At 70.8% G+C, this 17,413-nt stretch carries 21 protein-coding genes; 9 read left to right on the top strand and 12 right to left on the bottom strand.

Annotated elements, in window-relative coordinates:
* Window positions 1-10: 10 nt before the first annotated feature.
* From VFL28_14515 to VFL28_14500, 4 genes are read right to left on the bottom strand one after another with little or no spacing between them, the layout of a single operon-like run.
* Window positions 11-1,117 carry an ABC transporter permease gene (locus VFL28_14515; GenBank protein HET7265875.1) on the bottom strand — a complete coding sequence of 369 codons (1,107 nt, stop codon included), beginning with the start codon at window positions 1,115-1,117 and terminating at the stop codon, window positions 11-13.
* A 6-nt stretch (window positions 1,118-1,123) separates the two neighbouring features.
* On the bottom strand, window positions 1,124-2,263 hold the full coding sequence (locus VFL28_14510) for an ABC transporter permease (protein HET7265874.1): 1,140 nt from the start codon (window positions 2,261-2,263) through the stop codon (window positions 1,124-1,126).
* Between the two features lie 3 nt (window positions 2,264-2,266).
* Window positions 2,267-4,081 (bottom strand): ATP-binding cassette domain-containing protein, encoded by a 1,815-nt coding sequence (locus VFL28_14505; protein ID HET7265873.1) that lies wholly within the window; start codon window positions 4,079-4,081, stop codon window positions 2,267-2,269.
* Entirely contained in the window at window positions 4,078-5,202 is a 1,125-nt protein-coding gene (locus VFL28_14500; protein HET7265872.1) for an efflux RND transporter periplasmic adaptor subunit, read from the bottom strand. Before VFL28_14500 ends, VFL28_14505 begins: the two co-directional genes overlap by 4 nt.
* A gap of 192 nt (window positions 5,203-5,394) precedes the next feature.
* Between VFL28_14500 and VFL28_14495 the strand changes: the two genes are divergently transcribed.
* Genes VFL28_14495 through VFL28_14485 form a run of 3 tightly spaced genes read left to right on the top strand, consistent with a single transcriptional unit; the run spans window position 5,395 to window position 6,611 of the window.
* The gene (locus tag VFL28_14495) at window positions 5,395-5,883 is read left to right on the top strand and encodes a CBS domain-containing protein (GenBank protein ID HET7265871.1); all 489 of its coding nucleotides are present in this window, start codon (window positions 5,395-5,397) and stop codon (window positions 5,881-5,883) included.
* Window positions 5,880-6,317, top strand: a complete 438-nt coding sequence (locus VFL28_14490; GenBank protein ID HET7265870.1) for a universal stress protein — start codon at window positions 5,880-5,882, stop codon at window positions 6,315-6,317. Before VFL28_14495 ends, VFL28_14490 begins: the two co-directional genes overlap by 4 nt.
* 6 nt (window positions 6,318-6,323) lie before the next feature.
* Complete coding sequence (locus VFL28_14485; protein HET7265869.1) at window positions 6,324-6,611, top strand: glycoside hydrolase family 13; 288 nt, start codon at window positions 6,324-6,326, stop codon at window positions 6,609-6,611.
* A 195-nt stretch (window positions 6,612-6,806) separates the two neighbouring features.
* Here the strand turns inward: VFL28_14485 and VFL28_14480 are convergent, their stop codons facing one another.
* The gene (locus VFL28_14480) at window positions 6,807-7,487 is read right to left on the bottom strand and encodes a thioredoxin domain-containing protein (GenBank protein ID HET7265868.1); all 681 of its coding nucleotides are present in this window, start codon (window positions 7,485-7,487) and stop codon (window positions 6,807-6,809) included.
* Window positions 7,488-7,568: 81 nt separating this feature from the next.
* On the opposite strand from VFL28_14480, the gene VFL28_14475 reads away from it, so the two are divergent.
* The 6 genes from VFL28_14475 (at window position 7,569) to VFL28_14450 (ending at window position 12,398) form a co-directional block, all read left to right on the top strand.
* A complete protein-coding gene (locus VFL28_14475) occupies window positions 7,569-8,027 on the top strand; it encodes a vitamin K epoxide reductase family protein (protein ID HET7265867.1) in 459 nt (152 codons plus the stop codon).
* 125 nt (window positions 8,028-8,152) lie between these two features.
* Window positions 8,153-9,853 carry a formate--tetrahydrofolate ligase gene (locus tag VFL28_14470; protein ID HET7265866.1) on the top strand — a complete coding sequence of 567 codons (1,701 nt, stop codon included), beginning with the start codon at window positions 8,153-8,155 and terminating at the stop codon, window positions 9,851-9,853.
* Between the two features lie 191 nt (window positions 9,854-10,044).
* Window positions 10,045-10,497, top strand: coding sequence for a DsrE/DsrF/DrsH-like family protein (locus VFL28_14465; protein ID HET7265865.1), 453 nt, complete (start codon window positions 10,045-10,047; stop codon window positions 10,495-10,497).
* Window positions 10,498-10,505: 8 nt separating this feature from the next.
* Window positions 10,506-10,751, top strand: coding sequence for a sulfurtransferase TusA family protein (locus VFL28_14460; protein HET7265864.1), 246 nt, complete (start codon window positions 10,506-10,508; stop codon window positions 10,749-10,751).
* 10 nt (window positions 10,752-10,761) lie between these two features.
* Window positions 10,762-11,970 carry an FAD-dependent oxidoreductase gene (locus VFL28_14455; protein ID HET7265863.1) on the top strand — a complete coding sequence of 403 codons (1,209 nt, stop codon included), beginning with the start codon at window positions 10,762-10,764 and terminating at the stop codon, window positions 11,968-11,970.
* The gene (locus tag VFL28_14450) at window positions 11,871-12,398 is read left to right on the top strand and encodes a metal-sensitive transcriptional regulator (protein HET7265862.1); all 528 of its coding nucleotides are present in this window, start codon (window positions 11,871-11,873) and stop codon (window positions 12,396-12,398) included. Before VFL28_14455 ends, VFL28_14450 begins: the two co-directional genes overlap by 100 nt.
* On the opposite strand, the gene VFL28_14445 is transcribed toward VFL28_14450, so the two are convergent.
* Genes VFL28_14445 through VFL28_14415 form a run of 7 tightly spaced genes read right to left on the bottom strand, consistent with a single transcriptional unit; the run spans window position 12,298 to window position 17,385 of the window.
* Window positions 12,298-13,326: an EamA family transporter gene (locus VFL28_14445; GenBank protein ID HET7265861.1), complete on the bottom strand. Its 1,029-nt coding sequence runs from the start codon at window positions 13,324-13,326 to the stop codon at window positions 12,298-12,300. The two genes, VFL28_14450 and VFL28_14445, sit on opposite strands and share 101 nt — an antisense overlap.
* On the bottom strand, window positions 13,323-13,997 hold the full coding sequence (hypB, locus tag VFL28_14440; GenBank protein ID HET7265860.1) for a hydrogenase nickel incorporation protein HypB: 675 nt from the start codon (window positions 13,995-13,997) through the stop codon (window positions 13,323-13,325). Before hypB ends, VFL28_14445 begins: the two co-directional genes overlap by 4 nt.
* On the bottom strand, window positions 13,981-14,343 hold the full coding sequence (locus tag VFL28_14435; protein ID HET7265859.1) for a hydrogenase maturation nickel metallochaperone HypA: 363 nt from the start codon (window positions 14,341-14,343) through the stop codon (window positions 13,981-13,983). The genes hypB and VFL28_14435 overlap by 17 nt, the downstream gene beginning before the upstream one ends.
* A 21-nt stretch (window positions 14,344-14,364) precedes the next feature.
* Window positions 14,365-14,628, bottom strand: coding sequence for a HypC/HybG/HupF family hydrogenase formation chaperone (locus VFL28_14430; GenBank protein HET7265858.1), 264 nt, complete (start codon window positions 14,626-14,628; stop codon window positions 14,365-14,367).
* Window positions 14,606-15,166, bottom strand: coding sequence for a hydrogenase maturation protease (locus VFL28_14425; GenBank protein ID HET7265857.1), 561 nt, complete (start codon window positions 15,164-15,166; stop codon window positions 14,606-14,608). Before VFL28_14425 ends, VFL28_14430 begins: the two co-directional genes overlap by 23 nt.
* Before the next feature lie 10 nt (window positions 15,167-15,176).
* Window positions 15,177-16,487 carry a Ni/Fe hydrogenase subunit alpha gene (locus VFL28_14420; protein HET7265856.1) on the bottom strand — a complete coding sequence of 437 codons (1,311 nt, stop codon included), beginning with the start codon at window positions 16,485-16,487 and terminating at the stop codon, window positions 15,177-15,179.
* Complete coding sequence (locus tag VFL28_14415) at window positions 16,477-17,385, bottom strand: oxidoreductase (GenBank protein ID HET7265855.1); 909 nt, start codon at window positions 17,383-17,385, stop codon at window positions 16,477-16,479. The genes VFL28_14420 and VFL28_14415 overlap by 11 nt, the downstream gene beginning before the upstream one ends.
* Window positions 17,386-17,413 lie beyond the last annotated feature (28 nt).

Below are 17,413 nucleotides of genomic sequence, written 5' to 3'. Positions count from 1 at the left end.
CCGCCCGCGGCTACTCGAACTGTCGGAGAAACCGCCGGGCGCCCACGGCAAACATCGCGGCGCTGAGGACGGTGAGCCCGGCAACGTCCGGCCACAGCACCGAGAGCGGGGCGCCCTTCAACACCACGCCGTAGCCGATTTCCAGGTAATACCGGTACGGCGACAGTAACGTCAGGTAGTACTGCGCGGGCGGCATCGCTTCGATCGGCGTGATCGTGCCCGAGAGAAACGAAATCGGAATATGCAGGACGAACGCCATGATGAGCGCGGTCGGCATCGTCCGGGCGGTCGTCGCGATGACAAGCCCGAGGCCGCCGGTCGCGATCACCACCAGCGTCGTCGCGACGGTAAAGAGCGCCAGACTGCCGCGGATCGGCATGTCGAACGCGTGCGAAAGAACGCCGAGACTCCCGAGCGTCCCGAGCACGGTCACGAGGGCCATCGGCAAGACCTTGGCCGCCATGATCTCCCACGGTCGGACAGGGCTCACCAGCAGTTGCTCGACCGTGCCCTGTTCCTTCTCGCGGACCATGAACGCGGCGGGGAGCATCATCGCGATGATCATGATCGTCCCGAACAGTTCTTCGAGCCCCCGATACCATTCGGGAATAAGGGCCTCGTTGTAGCGGACCCGAACGCGCGCGTCGACGAGCCCGGCGCCGGCCCCCGCCGGGCTCGTCGGCTGCTGTGCCTGCAGGAACCGCTGCGCGATGCCGGCTACGTACGCGCCCGCGAGCTGGGCGGTCGGCGTATAGGTGCCGTCGCTGATGATCTGCACCGACGCCCGGCCGCCGGCCGCGAGCCGCCGGCTGAAGTCTTCCGGGATCACGACCACCGCCGACGCCTCGTCGCGCTCGAGCACTGTGTCGATCTCCCGCTCCCGCGTGATGATCCGCCCCACGTTGAGGTACGGCGGCCGCAGCCGGTCGATGAGCGCGCGGCTCTGCGCACTCCGGTCGAGGTCGTAGACGGCCACCGGGTAGCGGTTGAGCTCGAACGTGAACTGCGACGCCGCCTGGTACGGGGCCCAGAGGAGGGCGTAGGCGACGACAAACACGAGCACCGGCTCGCGGAAGAACGTCCGCAGTTCCTTTTCAATCAGCGCGAGGAGCCGCACGCGCGTTCACCGCTTCCGCCGTTTGGGAAACGCCAGGGTCGCGACCAGGACGGCCGCGCCGGCGTACCCGGCCAGCCGCAGGAGGCTGTCCGCCCCGGCCGCGAGGCCGAAGCCCTTGAGAAAGACCCCCCGGACCAGGAACATGAAATCCGCGACCGGGAAGAGGTGGCTCATCACACGTCCGCTCGCATCCAGCGTGCCGATCGGCTCCGAGAAGCCGGAGTATTCCATACCGGGCACCATGACGACGACCACCGTGGCCACCAGCGCCGCTACCTGCGTGCGAACCAGGACGGAGACTACGAGTCCGATCGCGGCCGTCGCGATCACGAAGAGGAGCGCCCCGAGGCTGAGCGCGACGAGGCTGCCGAGCATGCGCACGTGGAACAGCCAGACCGCGCAGGCCAGCAGCAGCCAGTACGTAAGGTACGAGATACCGGCATAGGGCACGAGCTTGCCGAGTACGTACTCCCATCCCGCGATCGGCGCGGTCTGGACGTTGAGGATGGCGCCCGACTCCTTCTCCCGCGTGACCGTGAGGCTGGTCAGGATCGGCGGCCACATCAGCAGGTTGATCACGAGCAGCCCCGGCACCATGAAGTTGTTGCTGTCCAGCGTCGGATTGAACCAGATCCGGCTCTCCACCGTGAGCGAGGGAACGGCGGCTGCCGCCGGAAGGCGGAGGGCCGCCGCGGCCAGCCGGTCCTGATTAAACCGGGCCACGATGGCCGCCGCGTAGCCTCGTGAGATGTCGGCGCGCAGCGGCAACGACCCGTCGACCGCCAGCAGTACCGCGGCGGCGCGTCCGGCGGCGAGTGCCCTGCCGAGACCGGAGGGAATCTCCATCGCGGCGCGGATCCGTCCGGCCGCCATTTCGTCGTCCAACGTCCGCGGATTGCGGGTCGCCGTGACGAGACGAAAATAGCCGGAGGCGGTGAATGCCGCCGTGAGTGCGCGGCTCTCGGCCGTTCCGTCGAGGTCTGCGATCCCGAGGGGCACGTTCCGGACGTCATAGTTCATGCCGTAGCCCATCAGCAGCATCGTGACCAAGGGGAAGCCGACCGCCATCAACAGGTAGAATCGGTCGCGCCGGAGGACGGCGAGCTCCTTCTGCATCACGGCGCGGACACGGCGCAGCGCGCCCATTCGCTAGCCTCCCGCGCCGGCGGCGGCCGGGGCGACGCGCGCCCGGGCCGAAACGCCGGCGGGCGCGGGATCGGTGTGCCGCTCGATGAGCGTTGCGAAGACGTCGTCCATGGACATCCGGATCTCCCGAATCGCGCCGCCCTCGGCGCCGCCGATCGCCGCGGCGATCCGCCGCCGGTCTTCGTCGGGGTTGCGGCTGAATACGTGGATCCGCCGTCCGAGCAGCATCAAGTCGGGATAGATCGGCTCGAGGGCGGCCGCGGCCTCGCGAAAACGGGGAGACAGCACCTCGAGGACCGTCCCCCGGACGGCCACGGCGCGCCGACGGAGCTCGTCCGGCCGGCCGACGCTGACGATGTGGCCGTCATGCATGAAGAGGAGCCGGTCGCAGTGTTCGGCTTCGTCCAGGTAATGTGTGCTGACCAGGACGGTGACGCGCTGGACGCGCGAGAGGGCGCCGATCAATTCCCAGAACTGACGCCGCGCCCGCGGGTCCACGCCCGCGGTGGGTTCGTCGAGGAAGAGGACGCTGGGCTCGTGCATGACCGCCGCCGCGAGCGCGAGGCGCTGCCGGATGCCCAACGGAAGATCGCGGGCGAGCACGTGGCGCCAGTCGCCGAGCCCGACCGCATCGACGGTCGCCCGCTCGCGCTCGATCGCTCGGCGGCGGCCGAGGCCGTAGATCCGCGCCGAGAACCGAAGATTCTCCTGCACCGTCAGATCGCCGTAGAGCGAGAACCGTTGCGACATGTACCCCACCGCGTGCTTGATCGCGTCGACCTGCCGGCTGACGTCGTGTCCGGCCACCCAGCCCCGACCGCCCGTCGGCCGAAGCAGGCCGGCGAGCATCTTCATCGTCGTTGTCTTGCCCGCGCCGTTCGGCCCGAGGAACCCGAAGATCTCGCCGGGCAGCACCTCGAAGGTGACCTCGTTGACGGCGGTCAGCCCGCCGAACCGCCTGGTGATGGCCTCGACCCGGATCGCCGGCTCCGGAGGTATTCCGGCCGCGGACCGGGGAGCCGGCGGGGCGGCCGGCGGCCGCGTGAACGCGCCGACGCGTGTCTCCGGCGACATCAAGGCGACGAAGACATCTTCCATCTTGACACCGTCGGGCGCCGCGGCGCCGGCGGCGGCCTTCAACTCATCGGGGGTCCCCGCGGCCAGGATCCGACCTCGGTGCATCAGCGCGATGCGGTGGCAGCGTTCAGCCTCGTCGAGATACGGTGTGGTGAGGAGTACCGTGATCCCCCGCGACCGCGAGAGTCGGTCGATAATCTGCCAGAAATCCCGACGCGACAGCGGGTCGACGCCGGTCGTCGGCTCGTCCAGCAGCAGCACGTCCGGAAGGTGGATCAAGGCCGACGCCAATCCAAGTTTCTGCCGCATGCCTCCCGAGAGATGCCGCGCGAGACGGCCGGCGGCGGGTGCCAGGCGCATGATCTCGAGCAGGGTCGCGCGATGCTCACGGAACTGTTCCTCGGGGACGCCCCGCAGGTCCGCGAAGAACCGGAGGTGTTCGTCCACAGTCAGGTCGTCGTACAGATTGAGTCCCAATCCCTGCGGCATGTAGCCGATGCGGCGCTTCACACCCTCGGGATTGCGTCGCACGTCAATGCCGTCGACGAACACCTGTCCCCGGTCCGCGAGCAGGACGCCGGCGGCGATCTGCAACGTGGTGCTTTTGCCGGCGCCGTCGGGGCCCAGGAGCCCGAAAATCTCACCCGGCGCGATCGTCAGCGAGACATCGTCAACGGCCGGCGCACGGCGATAGCGCTTGTAGAGTCCGCGGATCTCGACGACCGGTCGGGCATCGGTCACAGGCCCGGCTCGCTCCCGAGCAGGATCGTGCCGTCCGCCGGCATCCCCGGCTTGAGCAGGCCGCCGGGGTTTTCGACGGCCAGCTTTACGGCGAACACCAGCTTGACACGCTCTTCCCGCGTCTGGACGTCTTTGGGCGTGAACTCCGCCTGGTTATGGACCTCCCGGACCTTGGCCGGAAACGGCCGCCCCGGGAACGCGTCCACATACACGCGGGCCCGGTCGCCCAACCGGATCTTCCCGACCAGCGGTTCCGGGATGTAGACTTTGAGCCAAAGTGCTTGGAAGTCAACGAGCACCGCGATCGGACTGCCCGCCTGCACCACCTCGCCGGGATTGGCGACTTTCGTCACCACCACCCCGGAAAGCGGTGCGTAGACGCGTGTTTCGCCAAACCGCGCGCGCTGGACGTCGCGCGCCGCGGCCGCGGCCTGATACTGCGATTGCGCCGCGGCGAGCGCCTTCCGCGCGGCGTCAAGCTGCCGCCCGACGGTCTCGCGCTGGTGCCCGAGGCGCGCCACGTCGAGCGCGCCGGTTCGCGCCATCGCCACCTGGCCGCGCGCGGACGCCACCTGGGCGGACGCCGACTCCAGGCGCGTCCCGGCGATCTCGACGTCCGCGCGGGCGATAGCACCCGACCGCTCGAGCGATTCCGCCCTGGTGAGATCGCGGCGCGCCTGCGCCTCGGCAGCCAGCGCCTGAACCAGCGCGGCCCGGGCCTGCTGTTCCTGCGCCCGCGTCTGTGCGTCGACGAGCGCGATCGAGGTCTCCGCCTGGTTGATCTGCGCCTCAAGAACGCTCACATTGCTGCGGGCCTGAAGGACCTGAGCGGCGGCCGCCTCGACCTGCGCCTCCGCTTGGCGGACCGCGGCGGCGAGGTCGGTGGCGCTCAGCACCGCAATCAGCTGGCCCCGCGCGACGCGGTCGCCCTCGACGACGAGCAGCCGCTCGAGCCGCCCGCCGATCTTCGAGCCGACCGCGACGTCGTCGCCTTCGATGCGGCCGCTCGCCGCGATGGTGTCCGCCGGCGCGGCGGGGCGACCCCACCGGTCCGCCGCCCACGTTCCGAACACCGCGATCGTCAGAACCGCGCCCCCGGCGATCACCATCCAGCGCTTCATCGCATCCCTCCGCCTTGCGCACACGCCCGGCTTTATCGTCTGCCCGGCCGCCGGCCGCGACAATCGGCGGCCCGCCTGAAAGGAGAATCAGGTCCAAGTCGGATCGTTCGTTCGAGTTGCTGGTGCTACCGTGATGCCGAGGGCCGGCGCGAAAAACAATACGGCCGGCCGAAATCCTTCGAGGTGGTGGAGATGGCGCAGCTGGTCGCCCGCGACATCATGAGCAAGGATGTGGTTTCGCTGTCGCCGGGGATGTCGATCGCCGACGCGGCTGACGCGCTGCTGCACTACCGCATTCACGGCGCGCCGGTCGTCGATGCGTCCGAGCAGTTGATCGGGATGATCAGCTTCACCGATCTCTCCGCCCGCCGCGGGGGGACGATCCGGGACGTGATGACCGCGGATGCGGTTTCCGTCTCCGAGGACACGCCGGTCGACGAGATCGCGGCGCTGATGCTCGACCAGATGGTGCGCCGGGTCCCCGTCGTAAGCGGCGGGCGGGTCACCGGGATCGTCAGCGCGAGCGACATCATTCAGGTGTTTCTGAACCTGCACGAAGGCGGGCCGCGCGGGCCCGCGGCGGGAGCGGAGCCGCCGGGCCTCGCGGCGCGGCGGGCCGTGGAGACCGCCCGACCCCGGGTGAAGCGGGGACGCGTGGCGCAGAGGAGGGCCGTTCGATGATGCGCATCCTAGTGGCAACGGACGGATCGCCGCACGCGAAGCGCGCGGCGGAGCTGGCGGCACGCCTGGCGCGCGAGCTCCGGGCGCCGGAAGTCGTGCTCGTCAACGTGGGGCACATTCCCGCCATCGCGCTCGGCGGGCCGGGCGCCGACATGATGGTCGACTACAGCGTGCTGGAGGAGGGCTTCGAAAAGGCCGGCCACGCGATTCTCGCGCAGACGGAAACGGTCTTCCACGGCCTCGACGCGCCGGTGAAGCAGCAGTACCGGCGGGGCGAACCGTCGCACGAGATCCTGTCGGCCGCGACGGAAGCGAAGGCCGACATGATCGTGATGGGCAGTCGCGGGCTCGGCCAGATCGGCGGCCTGATCCTCGGCAGCGTGAGCGAGCGGGTGCTGCACGGGGCGCGGATCCCCGTGATGATCGTGCGGTAGGCGCGGATGCCGACGCCGGTACTCGAACGGCCGCTGCGCGAGGTGCTCTTCCGGTTCGAGGGGAGGCTGGCGCCTCTGGCCCGCGCGGTCGAGCTCGTCGGCTCGTTCAACGATTGGTCCGCGCAGCCGCTCGATCTCGGAACAGACGGCTGGTGGACGCTCGAACTGTCGCTGCGGCCCGGCGAGCACGAGTACTTGTTCCTGGTCGACGGAACGCCGTGGAACGACCCGAACGACGACGGGCGCATGGCGAACCCGTGGGGCGGGCATTATTCGTTGCGGGTGGTGGTCTGACGATGAAGCGCGCGCTGATAACCGCGCGGAAGGCGGCCGCGGAGCGGGTGGTGCAGGCGCTGCGGCGCGGCCGGAAGCCTTTCTACGGCGCCCGGGCGAAAGGATCGCGGCCCAAGGATTTCAAGGACCTGCGCGGGCCCAAAGGCATGCTCTTGAAGGAAGCGGAGGAGCTCGCGCTGGCCGAGGAGGAGACCGCTACCGGGACCCGGCGAGCCCTTTCTCGACCATCATCGACAGCTGCTCGACGCTGAGGGCGCCGGTCGCCTTCTGACCGTTCACCAGGAACGTGGGCGTCGCGGTGACGCCCGCCTGCTGCGCCGCCTTCCGGGCCGCTTCCACGCCTTGGAGCGACTGCGTGGCGGCGAGGCAGTCGCCGAACGCCGAGCGGTCCATCCCGAGGTCGCCGGCCCATCGCTCGAGGCGCGCCGTGTTGTAGGTGCCCGTGTTCTCGCCGCCTTGGTGCTCGTAAAGCACCGCGAAGTACTGCCAGAACTTGCCCCGCTGTTGGGCGCACCAGGCGGCGCGTCCCGCGAGCAGCGATTCCGGCCCGACAAACGCGAGGGTGTGCCAAACGATCTTCGCTTTGCCCGTCGCCGCGTACTTGGCGACGATCGCGGGTTCGGTCTGCCGGACGAACTCGCCGCAGTAGGGGCACTGAAAATCGCCGAACTCGTCGATGGTGACCGGAGCCTTCGCCGAGCCGAGCATCGGCTCACCGCTCGCGCTTGCGCCCTGGGGAACGCCCGGGGGAACGATCTCCGGAGCCGTCTGACCGCCTTGGCGGTTGACTGTGACGAAGATGACGGCCGCCGCGACGACCACCGCAGCGGCGGTGCCCGCGATCCAGAGCCACGTTCGCGGGCGGCGCCGCGGCACCGACGGCCTGCCGGCGCGGGGTGAAGATGGACGGCTCGGGTGCGGTGCGGGACTCATGCCGAGGGGGAGTATAGCACTTCGATGCGGAACCGGCCCGCGGTGAACGCGGACGTCTCCGGCCGTTGGGTGCTGATGACGGCGCTGGCGCTGGCCGGCCTCGCCGATTCGCTGTACCTGACATGGTACCATTACGATCCCGCGGTCCGCGCCTGCTTCGCCGTCCACGGCTGCGAGGCCGTCAACGGCAGCCGCTTCGCCTCGCTCGGCGGCGTTCCGGTCTCAGTGATCGGGGTGGCCGGCTATTTGCTTATTGCGGCAGCGCTCGCCGCGCGGCGGTGGGGACCGCCGTCCGCACGCGGACCCGCCCGGTATGCCACGTACGCGCTGGCCGCGGGAGGGACGGCGTTCGCGCTCTACCTGACCGCGATCGAAGCATTTGTCCTCCACGCGTACTGTACGTGGTGCCTGATCTCCGCGGTCGTCATCACGGCACTCGCCGTCGCGGCGACCGCCGATCTCGCGGCGCCCGGTCAGGCCTGATCGGAACGGGTCCCCGCCGCAGCCCAAAATCCGACTTCGGCCCGATGAAATCGCGGACCGAACCTGCGTTTCATAGGAGCGGACGGCCGCGCCCGGCCCCGCCGCTCGGCGTCCGGAGGCGTGGTATGCTGCACGACGTGGCTCTGCGGCCCAATCCCACCCAGGGGCTTCGCGACGTTCGGGAAGTCGCCGCCTCGATCGGCCTGCTCGAGGCCGACCTCGATCTGCACGGACGGTACCGCGCGAAGATCGCGCGCGACACCGTCGACGCGGCGTGCGCCGCCCCCTCCGGCCGGCGCGGCAAATACGTGCTGGTCTCGGCGATCACCCCGACGCCGCTCGGCGAGGGGAAGACCGTGACCGCGATCGGCCTCTCGATGGGCTTCTGGCGGAGAGGGCACACCGCGGCCGTGGCGATCCGCGAGTCTACGCTCGGCCCGACGCTCGGCGTGAAGGGCGGCGGGGCGGGAGGAGGAGCGGCGCACATCGTGCCGCTCGACGAATGCCTGCTGGGGCTGGGCGACGCGCACGCCGTCGCGAATGCGAACAACCTGCTCGCGGCGTTGATCGATGACGCGCTGATGCGTCGGGCGATCCCGATCGATCCGTCGACGGTGCAGTGGCGTCGGGTCGTCGACATCTCCGACCGGGCCCTGCGCCGCATCGTGACCGGTCTCGGCGGGCACGCCAACGGCGTGCCGCGGGAGACCGGGTTCGACATCACGGCCGCAAGCGAAGTCATGGCCATCCTCGCGCTCAGCCGCGACGGACGGGATCTGCGCGCGCGTCTGGGCCGGATCGTGGCGGGCTTTGACGGGGAGCGCCCGGTCACGGCCGAGCAGCTGCGCGGCGCCGGCGCGATGGCGGCGCTGCTGCGCGAGGCGATCCAGCCGAATCTGATGCAGACCGTGGAAGGCACGCCGGCGTTCATCCACGCCGGGCCGTTCGGCAACATCGCGCACGGCAACTCGTCGATCATCGCCGACCTGGTCGCCCTGCCGCGGGTGGAGTACCTCGTCACCGAGGCGGGGTTCGGCGCGGACATGGGGGCGGAGAAGTTCTTCGACATCAAGTGCCGCGCCTCGGGCCTCGCTCCCGACGCCGCCGTGCTCGTCGCCACGGTCCCGGGCATCAAGAGTCACTCCGGGCGCTACCGGCTCGTCGAAGGCCGGCCCGTGCCGGCGGATCTGTGGCGGGAGAACGTGCCGGACCTCGAGGCCGGCGCCACCAACCTGACCGCGCAGATCCGCAACCTCCGCGCCTTCGGCGTGCCGGTCGTGGTCGCGATCAACCGCTACGAGACGGACGCGCCGGCGGAACTCCGAGCGATCCGGTCGCTCGCGGCCGGCGCGGGCGCCGTGGCCGTCGCCGAGCACTGGGGGTTTACGCAGGGCGGCGCCGGCTGCGTCGGGCTGGCCAACGCGGTGGAGGAGGCCTGCGCCCTGGGGGCGCAGGTCGAGCCGCTCTACCGCCTGGAGGACAGTCCCGAGGCCAAGATCAGGACCCTCGCCGTCCGTCTCTACGGCGCGGCGGACGTCTCGTTCACGCCCGACGCCCGCCGGGACCTGGAGCGGTATGTGAAGGCGGGGTACGGCGGGCTGCCGGTCTGCGTCGCGAAGACGCACCTGTCGCTCTCGCACGATCCGGCGCTCAAGGGCGCGCCGCACGGTTACACCTTCCCGATCCGGGGTGTGCGTCTCGCGGCCGGCGCGGGGTATCTGTACGCGCTCGCGGGGGACATTCTGACGATGCCGGGAATGCCGAGCCACCCGCGCGCGGCGCAGATCGACGTGGACGGAGACGGGCGCGTCACCGGACTCGTGTAGCGAGGTGGACGGCACCCGGGCCCGGCGGTCGCAGACCGCCGGGCCCTCGCATTGTCGCTCCAGATAGTCGTGTTTGCGATTCGGCCCGACGCCGTACCCTCGATACGACGGCCGCCCGATGGTTATACCCCCGGGAGTATCGTACCTTTCGAAGTGTGAGATCGCTGTGACCGTGAGAGGAGGCATCTGCGATGAGTAAGACGATGGAGGCGCCGGCGAAGGCGAACGCCGGGAACGTCGCGACCGGCAAGCTCTCGATCATCATGTTCAGCGGGACCGCGGACAAGTTCATTCCGCTCGGCGTGCTCGCGCAGGGCGCCGCGGCGATGGAGATGCAGGTCAACATCTTCGTGACGGGGTTCAGCCTGCTCGCGTTCACTAAGAAGCCCCACGCCCTGCCGTTTCCGGCGGAATTTGCCGCGATGGCCCCGGCGCTTGCCCAGGGCATGAAGGCCGCCAACGTCCAGCCCTGGGACGCGATGCTCCGGCAGGCCAAGGAGTTGGGCGCCAAGGTCTACGCGTGTTCCATGATGGCCGAGGTGATGGGGCTCAAGCGGGACGACTTCGGCGACCTCATCGACGACGTCGTCGGCGCCGCGACCTTCCTCGAAGCGGCTGAAAACGGCCAGACGCTTTTCATCTGAGGTGGACCATGGACGGTACAACGGCGCCCCGCACCCTGGTAGATTCCCGGGGTTCGTCCTGCCCGGGACCGATCACCGACCTGGCGATGGCCTACCGGCGCTCCAAGGTCGGCGACACGATCGAACTGTGGGCCACCGACCCCGGGGTGAAACCCGACGTGCGCGCGTGGGCCGCCAAGACGAAGAACGAGATCGTCTCGATCGAGGACCAGCCGGACAAGATCGTCACGATTCTCAAGATCCTGCGGCGGTGAGGTGACTCCGATGAAGCGCGTGGTGATCGTCGGAGGCGGCTCGGGCGCCACGATGCTGGCCAACATGCTCGCACAGCGCCGGCGGCGCTTCGAGGTCACCGTGCTCAGCAAGTCGCCGCAGCACATGTTTCAGCCGGCGCTCCTCTACGTCGCCTTCAAGAATGCCGGCCCGAACATCCTGCGCGACGAACGCCGCCTCCTGGACCGCCGCGTGCGGTTTGTTCAGGAACCGGTGAGCCGGATCGACCTGGCGGGACGCACCGTCGCCACGGAGGGGGGCGCCCGGTACGACTACGACGCCCTCGTCGTGGCCACGGGCGTACGGACCGACCCGTCGCAGATCCCGGGTCTCGAGGAGGTCAACGAGCAGTTCGGCAACTATCACAGCAGCGTCGCGTGGGCGCAGAAGGTCTGGGCCGGCCTGGACGCGTTCCGCGGCGGCACGATTGTGCTGGGACAGACCTCGCCGGTGATCAAGTGCCCGCCGTCGCCCGTGGAGGGCATGCTCCTGGCCGAGGAGTTGGTGCGCCGCCGGGGGCTGCGCCGGCGCACGCGGCTCGTGTTCATCTCGCCGTACCCGCGCGCCTACCCGGCGGAACCGATGAACGCCATCGTCGAGCCGATCATGCGCGACCGGGGCATCGAGATCATGCCGTTCTTCGACGTCGACCGAATCGACCCGGCGGCCCGCACGATCTACTCGATCGAAGGCGAAGAGGTGCAGTACGACCTGCCGATTCTCATTCCGCCGTTCGTGGGCGCGGACATCGCCTACGAGCCCGCGGAGGCGCTGGACGCCAACCGGTTCGTCGTGGCCGACAAGGAGACGCTGCGCATCAAGGGCTTCGACGACGCCTTTGCGATCGGCGACGCGACGAATCTGCCCACGTCCAAAGCCGGCGTCGGGGCGCATCTCGAGGCCAAAGTGGTCGCGGAGATCCTTGACGGCGCGCGGGCGCGGTTCAACGGCCGCACGCACTGCGCCGTCGACCTCGCGTACGGGAAGGGCACGTTTGTCGTCGGCTCGTACACGGCGCCGGTCCAGCACATCGAGCCGAGCCGCATCAGCCACATGATGAAGATGATGATGGCCCACATCTACTGGCTCAGCCTGCGCGGATGGCTGGAGCCGATGTTCGATTGGTACTTCGCTCGCACGGATCCCGACCGGCGCGGCCGGACCGCGCCCCCGCCGCGGCAGGCGCGGCCGGCGGCGTGACCGGCTCCGCGCGCGCGAGTGCCGCGGGAGAGATCCGAGCGCGCGGGGCACGATCGAGGGGGGATCTTCTTGCGACGGAAGCACCGCTCAGGGTTCGTCCTCGTCGCGCCGGCGAGGGACGCATGGCGGCAGGCATAACCCCCCTGGAACGGAGGAAGCGGGCGGCGACGCCGGAGCACGCGGCCCTGCTGGCCCGGTTGCGCCGCGTCGAGGGGCAGATTCGCGGCCTCCAGCGGCTGCTCGAGGAAGGCGCGTCTTGCGAAGTCGTGGCTCAGCAGCTCTTTGCCGCGAAATCGGCGCTGGAGAAGGTCGCGGTTCGCCTCCTCGTCACGAATATGCGGCAGTGTCTGACCCGCGAGATGGCCGGGGACGCGACCGCCGGGAAGGCGCTGGACCAAATCGCGGAGGCGTTCGCCCGGCTGGCGTGAGCGTCCGGCCTTCCTCGGCGGCTCCGACACCGTACACGGTGAGGAGGGCGGCCAGCACAAGGCCGAACCCGAGCAGCTGCTCTGCGTGAATCGGCAGGCGGCGTGTTGTCGCGACGAGCGCGGCGGTCACAATCGGCGCCCCGGCCGAGATCGCCGCCACCCCCGTGGCCGAGGCGTGGCGCAGGCCGGCGACCGCGGTGAGCGTAAACGCGAGCAAGATGAGCCCGGTGACGAGGACAAATCCCCATTGCAACCGGGAGAGGTGGGCCGCGGCGGCGAGGCCGCCGGTGGCCGCAAGATAGGCGAAGAGCAGCGCGGCGCCGAGCGCCATTTTGACCGCGACCACCGTCGCGACCGAGACGGTGCGGAGCGCCACCTTGATCAACACGGCGCCCACGGCGAAGAGCACCGTGCCCGCCGCGAGCAGCGGCACCCCGGCGTCGAGGCGCACGTCGTGAACCCGGACGCCGAGCGTCAACCCCGCCGCCAGCACGGCGAGCGCTACGGGGACCGTCCGCGGGAACCGCTCGCCGAGGAAGGCGGCCGCCAGCGCCGCGACCAGCAGAAACTGCGCGTGGCCGATCACCGCGGCCGTCGTCGCCGTGCTGATCTGACGCCCGCGGAAGTCCACGCCGTAGGCGAGGCTGCCCGCGACGAGGGCGATGAGCACGAGCAGGCTCCACTGCGCGCCGTTGAGCCGCGCCAGCTCCGCGCGCCGGGAGCGGCTGACGAGAAACGGCAGCACCACCGCGACGGCGACCACGCCGTTCTTGAGCGCGGTGTACAGCGTGGAGTCCGCAAACATCCGCACGCCGACGTTGTTGACGTAGACGGCGAAGCCGCTGATCACCGCGTTGAGCGCCGCGAACTGATACCCCAGCCGCGGGTCGCGGCCGGTCTCCGCGGTCCGCGCCGCCCCGGCCGTCACGCGGGCGCGCCGGCGCGCTTTGCGGCGAGCCCGGCGTCGAGACGCGACAGCCAGGCCGTCAGGCCCTCGCCGGTTTTCACGGAGACGCGCAGCCCCTCGAGTCCCGGGCGCACCGCCTCGAGGTAGCCGCGCGCCAGCGCTTCGTCGTAACCGGCCGCCTCCGCGAGATCGACCTTCGTGATCACGGCCAGGTCGGCGCCGTGGAAGATCACGGGATATTTCACCGGCTTGTCTTCTCCTTCGGTCACGGAGAGCAGGACGGCGCGCAGGTCTTCGCCGAGATCGTAAGACGCGGGACAGACCAGGTTGCCGACGTTTTCGATGAAGAGCAGGTCGAGCGAGCGGAGATCCCAGCCCTCGAGCGCGCGCTCCACCATCGAGGCATCCAGATGGCACACGGTCCCGGTCGTGATCTGCCGCACCGGTGCGCCGGCGGCCCGCAGGCGCACGGCGTCATGGTCGGTCGCGAGGTCGCCGACCAGGGCGGCGACGCGGACGCGGGTCCCGAGCCGCCTGAGCGTCTCGGCGAGCAGCGCGGTCTTGCCCGCGCCGGGGCTCGACACGAGCGTCACCACGCAGACGCCGGCGTCCGCGAACCTCGCGCGCAGCCCGGCGGCGAGGGCGTCGTTTTTCGCCAGCACGTTCCGGCGGACATCAACGATCCGGGGCATCGTCGTCCACCTCCAGGGCCGTCAGCACGATTTCCCGTCCGCGTACGACGTCGCCCGCGGGCGCGCCACACACCGGGCAGCGGAACCGGAGCGGCTCTTCGAGGATCCGCTCGGCCCCGCAGGCGGCGCAGAAGACGGTGACCGGTACGCGCTCGACGACGAGCCGCGCGCCGTCGACCGGCGTCCCGCCGGCCGCGAGGTCGAACGAGAACCGCAGGGATTCCTCGACGACGCCGGCGAGCGCCCCGAGGCGGACGTGGACGGCTTCAACGCGCCGGCCGCCGATCTCCCCGGCCCGCTCCGCGGCCAGCTCGACCAGGTCCACGGCGATCGACAGTTCGTGCACGGCCGCTCCCTCCTGCGCGGCCTACGGCCGGGCCTCCGGGCTTCCGGCGTCGACCTGCGCGAGCGCCCCGTCCTCCAGCTCGTCGAGCAGGCGCAGGGTCTCGGCGGCGTCGGCCTCGCTGATCCGCTCCAGCGCGAGCCCGAGGCTCACCAGCACCCAGTCGCCCGGCCGCGCGTCGAGGAGGCCGAGGCGGACCGTCCGCGGGATGCCGCGGACGTCGACGCGGGCCGTGCGCGCGGCGCCGTCGACGATCTCCAGGATCTTACCGGGCAGCGCGATGCACATGCGCGACCTCCTCGAGGCCGAGGCCCACCGCGCGGTCGAGGGCGCGCTCGACCTCGGGCGACAGGATCCCGCCGGTGTCGAAACGCGCGCCCTCGATCGCGATGACGACGAGGCGCCGCGGCAGCCGCCCCAGCGCCTCGCCGAGCGCAATCGCCTCCGCGACACCGAGGCCGTGCGTCGATCCGGTGCGCCGGCCGGCGCCCAGGGCCGCCGCGACCGCCGCCGGCGTGCCCCCGGCGCCGCCGAGGCGGCGCACCGTGCCGGGCGCCGCGCCGGACCGCATCGCGTCGAGCACGATGACGGTGTCGACCTCCCGCCAGACTTCGAGGAGCGCCGTCCCGTCGCCGATCGCGTCGAGCAGCGTGACCGGGACGTTCGCGGCCTCGCCGAGCCGCTGCGCGGCGGCGAGGCCGGCGCCGTCGTCCCCGCGGAACCGGTTCCCCACGCCCACGACGCGCACGCGGAGGTCGGCCGGCGGACCGCCGGCCGACTCCGGGACCGGCAGCCGTGAAATCGAAGCCGACCACGACGAAATCACAGCCGGTTCGTCACCCACGGTCGACGTGGAGACGCAGGAAGTGCGTGGCGCAGGAGATGCACGGATCGTAGTTGCGGACGGCCTGCTCGCAGCGGAGCGTGAGGCGGTCGTCCGGCAGCGCGAGCGACCGCTGCACGATCTCGCGGAGGTCCGCCTCGATCTGCGCCTGGTTCTGTGACGTGGGCGGCACGATGCGCGCGTCCTGAATGAGGCCGTGCTCGTCGATCGCGTAGCGGTGGTACAGAATCCCCCGCGGCGCCTCGGTGCACCCGTGCCCCGTCGCCCCGGGCGCCGGCCGCGCGTCGGCGAACGGCCGCGGCGGGGGTTCGTAGCCGGCGATCAGGCGCAGCGCCTCGTCGCAGGCGTAGACGAGCTCGACCGCGCGGACGATGATGCTCCGGAACGGGTTCCGGCACGCCGGCCCGAGGCCCGCGTCGCGCGCGGCGGTCTTCGCGGGCCCGGAGAGCGCGTCGAAGTTCAGGTTGTAGCGCGCGAGCGGGCCGACGAGATACGAGCTTCCGGTGCGAAGGCGCGAATGCAGCGCGTTGGAGCGTTCGACGTGCTCTTCCACGAAGTGCTCGAGGTACTCCGCGACCGCGAGGTCGAGCCCGCCGCTGCTTACGATGCGGCCGTCGTCGATCGGGTACTCTGGGGCCGGCACGCCGGACGGCCGCAACGCGACGAAGTCGTACGGCTGCTCGAAGTCCGGAAACTCGAAACCGCCGACCCACCGCGCGGTCGCCACGGCGTCGTCGCGGGCCCGCCGGAGGCGGTCGGCCATGCCGTCCAGCTCCGCCCGCGAGGGGGCGCGGTAGAATCCGCCGACGCGCACGTTGATGGGATGGATTTCCCGGCCGCCCACGAGGCGCATCAGCTCGTTGCCGGCCTTCTTCAGCGCGAGCCCGCGCTCCGCGATCTTCGGATGATCGCGCGCCATCTCGACGATGCTTGCGTAGCCGAGGAAGTCCGGCGCGTGCAGCATGTAGATGTGCAGGGCGTGGCTCTCGATCCACTCGCCGCAGTAGAGCAGGCGCCGCAGCGCCCGGATCTGGCCGTCCACGCGCACGCCGCAGGCATCTTCCAGCGCGCGACACGCGCTCATCTGGTAGGCGACCGGGCAGATGCCGCAGATGCGTGCCGTGATGTCGGGCGCTTCGGTGAAGGCGCGGCCGCGCAGGAAGGCCTCGAAGAACCGCGGCGGCTCGTAGATATCGAGGCGCACTTCGGCCACCCGAGCGCCCTCGGTGCGCACGTACAGCGCGCCCTCGCCCTCGACCCGGGCGAGGGCGTCGACCTTGATCGTGCGGCGCTTAGCGGGCATCGGTGTCACCGGCCGTCGCGTCGTCGGACACGCCGCCGCCGGCGGGCACTTCCGGCGGGGTCCCAAGCGCCTCGGCCGCCTTCCGGAACGGCTCCCGGTGGCCGTTGATGCCGCGATAGGCGCGCGCGATCGCGGCGTCCGGCACGCCGAGGTGACGCCACCAGCCCGTGAGCGAGGCCGTGTTGGGGCTCTCCATCGGCCCGTAGCACCCGTAGCAGCCCCGGTCGTAGGCGGGACAGATGGCGCCGCATCCGGCGTGCGTCACCGGGCCGAGGCAGGGCGTGCCGCGCGCGACCATCACGCACACGGTCCCGCGCCGCTTGCACTCGACGCAGACGCTGTGGTTGCGGACCTGGGGCGCGCGCCCCTGGAGATGGGCGCCCAGCACCTCCAGCAGCTGCGCCTTGTTGATGGGGCAGCCCTGGAGCTCGAAGTCGACCTTGACGTGCGCCGAGATCGGGGTCGAGGTTGCGAGCGTCTTGATGTAGTCGGGCCGCGCGTAGACGGCGCGGGTGAACTCGTCGACGTCCTGAAAGTTCCGGAGCGTCTGGATCCCGCCCGCGGTTGCGCACGCGCCGATCGTGACGAGGAAGCGCGACGCGCGCCGGACCTGCCGAATCCGCTCGGCGTCGTGCGCCGTGGTGATCGACCCCTCGACGAGCGAGACGTCGTAGGGCCCCCCGACGGTGCCCCGCGACGCCTCCAAGAAGTACGCGATGTCGACCCGGCCGGCGAGGGTCAGCAGTTCGTCTTCACACGACAGCAAGGTGAGCTGGCACCCGTCGCAGGACGCGAACTTCCAGACCGCGAGTGTCGGCCGGCGCGGCCGCTGAGCGCCCGCCGGCGCCCGGGCGGCCCGGGCTCGGCGTTTCGCCGGGGCACGACGTCGCGCGGCCATCAGAACTCCCGTACCCCGAGAAACGGCG

The sequence above is a fragment of the bacterium genome (assembly GCA_035691305.1).
Classification (GTDB): Bacteria; Sysuimicrobiota; Sysuimicrobiia; order Sysuimicrobiales; family Segetimicrobiaceae; genus DASSJF01.
The sequence above is the reverse complement of the archived record's forward strand: the minus strand, read 5'-3'. Positions and strand labels throughout refer to the sequence as shown.

What these genes read in the sequence shown, in the direction of transcription:
- hypB (HET7265860.1), bottom strand. Translation starts at nt 13,997, where the DNA reads ATGCCCCGGATCGTTGATGTCCGCCGGAACGTGCTGGCGAAAAACGAC.
- VFL28_14415 (HET7265855.1), bottom strand. Translation starts at nt 17,385, where the DNA reads ATGGCCGCGCGACGTCGTGCCCCGGCGAAACGCCGAGCCCGGGCCGCC.
- VFL28_14460 (HET7265864.1), top strand. Translation starts at nt 10,506, where the DNA reads ATGGACGGTACAACGGCGCCCCGCACCCTGGTAGATTCCCGGGGTTCG.
- VFL28_14420 (HET7265856.1), bottom strand. Translation starts at nt 16,487, where the DNA reads ATGCCCGCTAAGCGCCGCACGATCAAGGTCGACGCCCTCGCCCGGGTC.
- VFL28_14465 (HET7265865.1), top strand. Translation starts at nt 10,045, where the DNA reads ATGAGTAAGACGATGGAGGCGCCGGCGAAGGCGAACGCCGGGAACGTC.
- VFL28_14495 (HET7265871.1), top strand. Translation starts at nt 5,395, where the DNA reads ATGGCGCAGCTGGTCGCCCGCGACATCATGAGCAAGGATGTGGTTTCG.
- VFL28_14470 (HET7265866.1), top strand. Translation starts at nt 8,153, where the DNA reads ATGCTGCACGACGTGGCTCTGCGGCCCAATCCCACCCAGGGGCTTCGC.
- VFL28_14455 (HET7265863.1), top strand. Translation starts at nt 10,762, where the DNA reads ATGAAGCGCGTGGTGATCGTCGGAGGCGGCTCGGGCGCCACGATGCTG.
- VFL28_14485 (HET7265869.1), top strand. Translation starts at nt 6,324, where the DNA reads ATGCCGACGCCGGTACTCGAACGGCCGCTGCGCGAGGTGCTCTTCCGG.
- VFL28_14490 (HET7265870.1), top strand. Translation starts at nt 5,880, where the DNA reads ATGATGCGCATCCTAGTGGCAACGGACGGATCGCCGCACGCGAAGCGC.
- VFL28_14450 (HET7265862.1), top strand. Translation starts at nt 11,871, where the DNA reads ATGGCTGGAGCCGATGTTCGATTGGTACTTCGCTCGCACGGATCCCGA.
- VFL28_14500 (HET7265872.1), bottom strand. Translation starts at nt 5,202, where the DNA reads ATGAAGCGCTGGATGGTGATCGCCGGGGGCGCGGTTCTGACGATCGCG.
- VFL28_14510 (HET7265874.1), bottom strand. Translation starts at nt 2,263, where the DNA reads ATGGGCGCGCTGCGCCGTGTCCGCGCCGTGATGCAGAAGGAGCTCGCC.
- VFL28_14475 (HET7265867.1), top strand. Translation starts at nt 7,569, where the DNA reads ATGCGGAACCGGCCCGCGGTGAACGCGGACGTCTCCGGCCGTTGGGTG.
- VFL28_14430 (HET7265858.1), bottom strand. Translation starts at nt 14,628, where the DNA reads ATGTGCATCGCGCTGCCCGGTAAGATCCTGGAGATCGTCGACGGCGCC.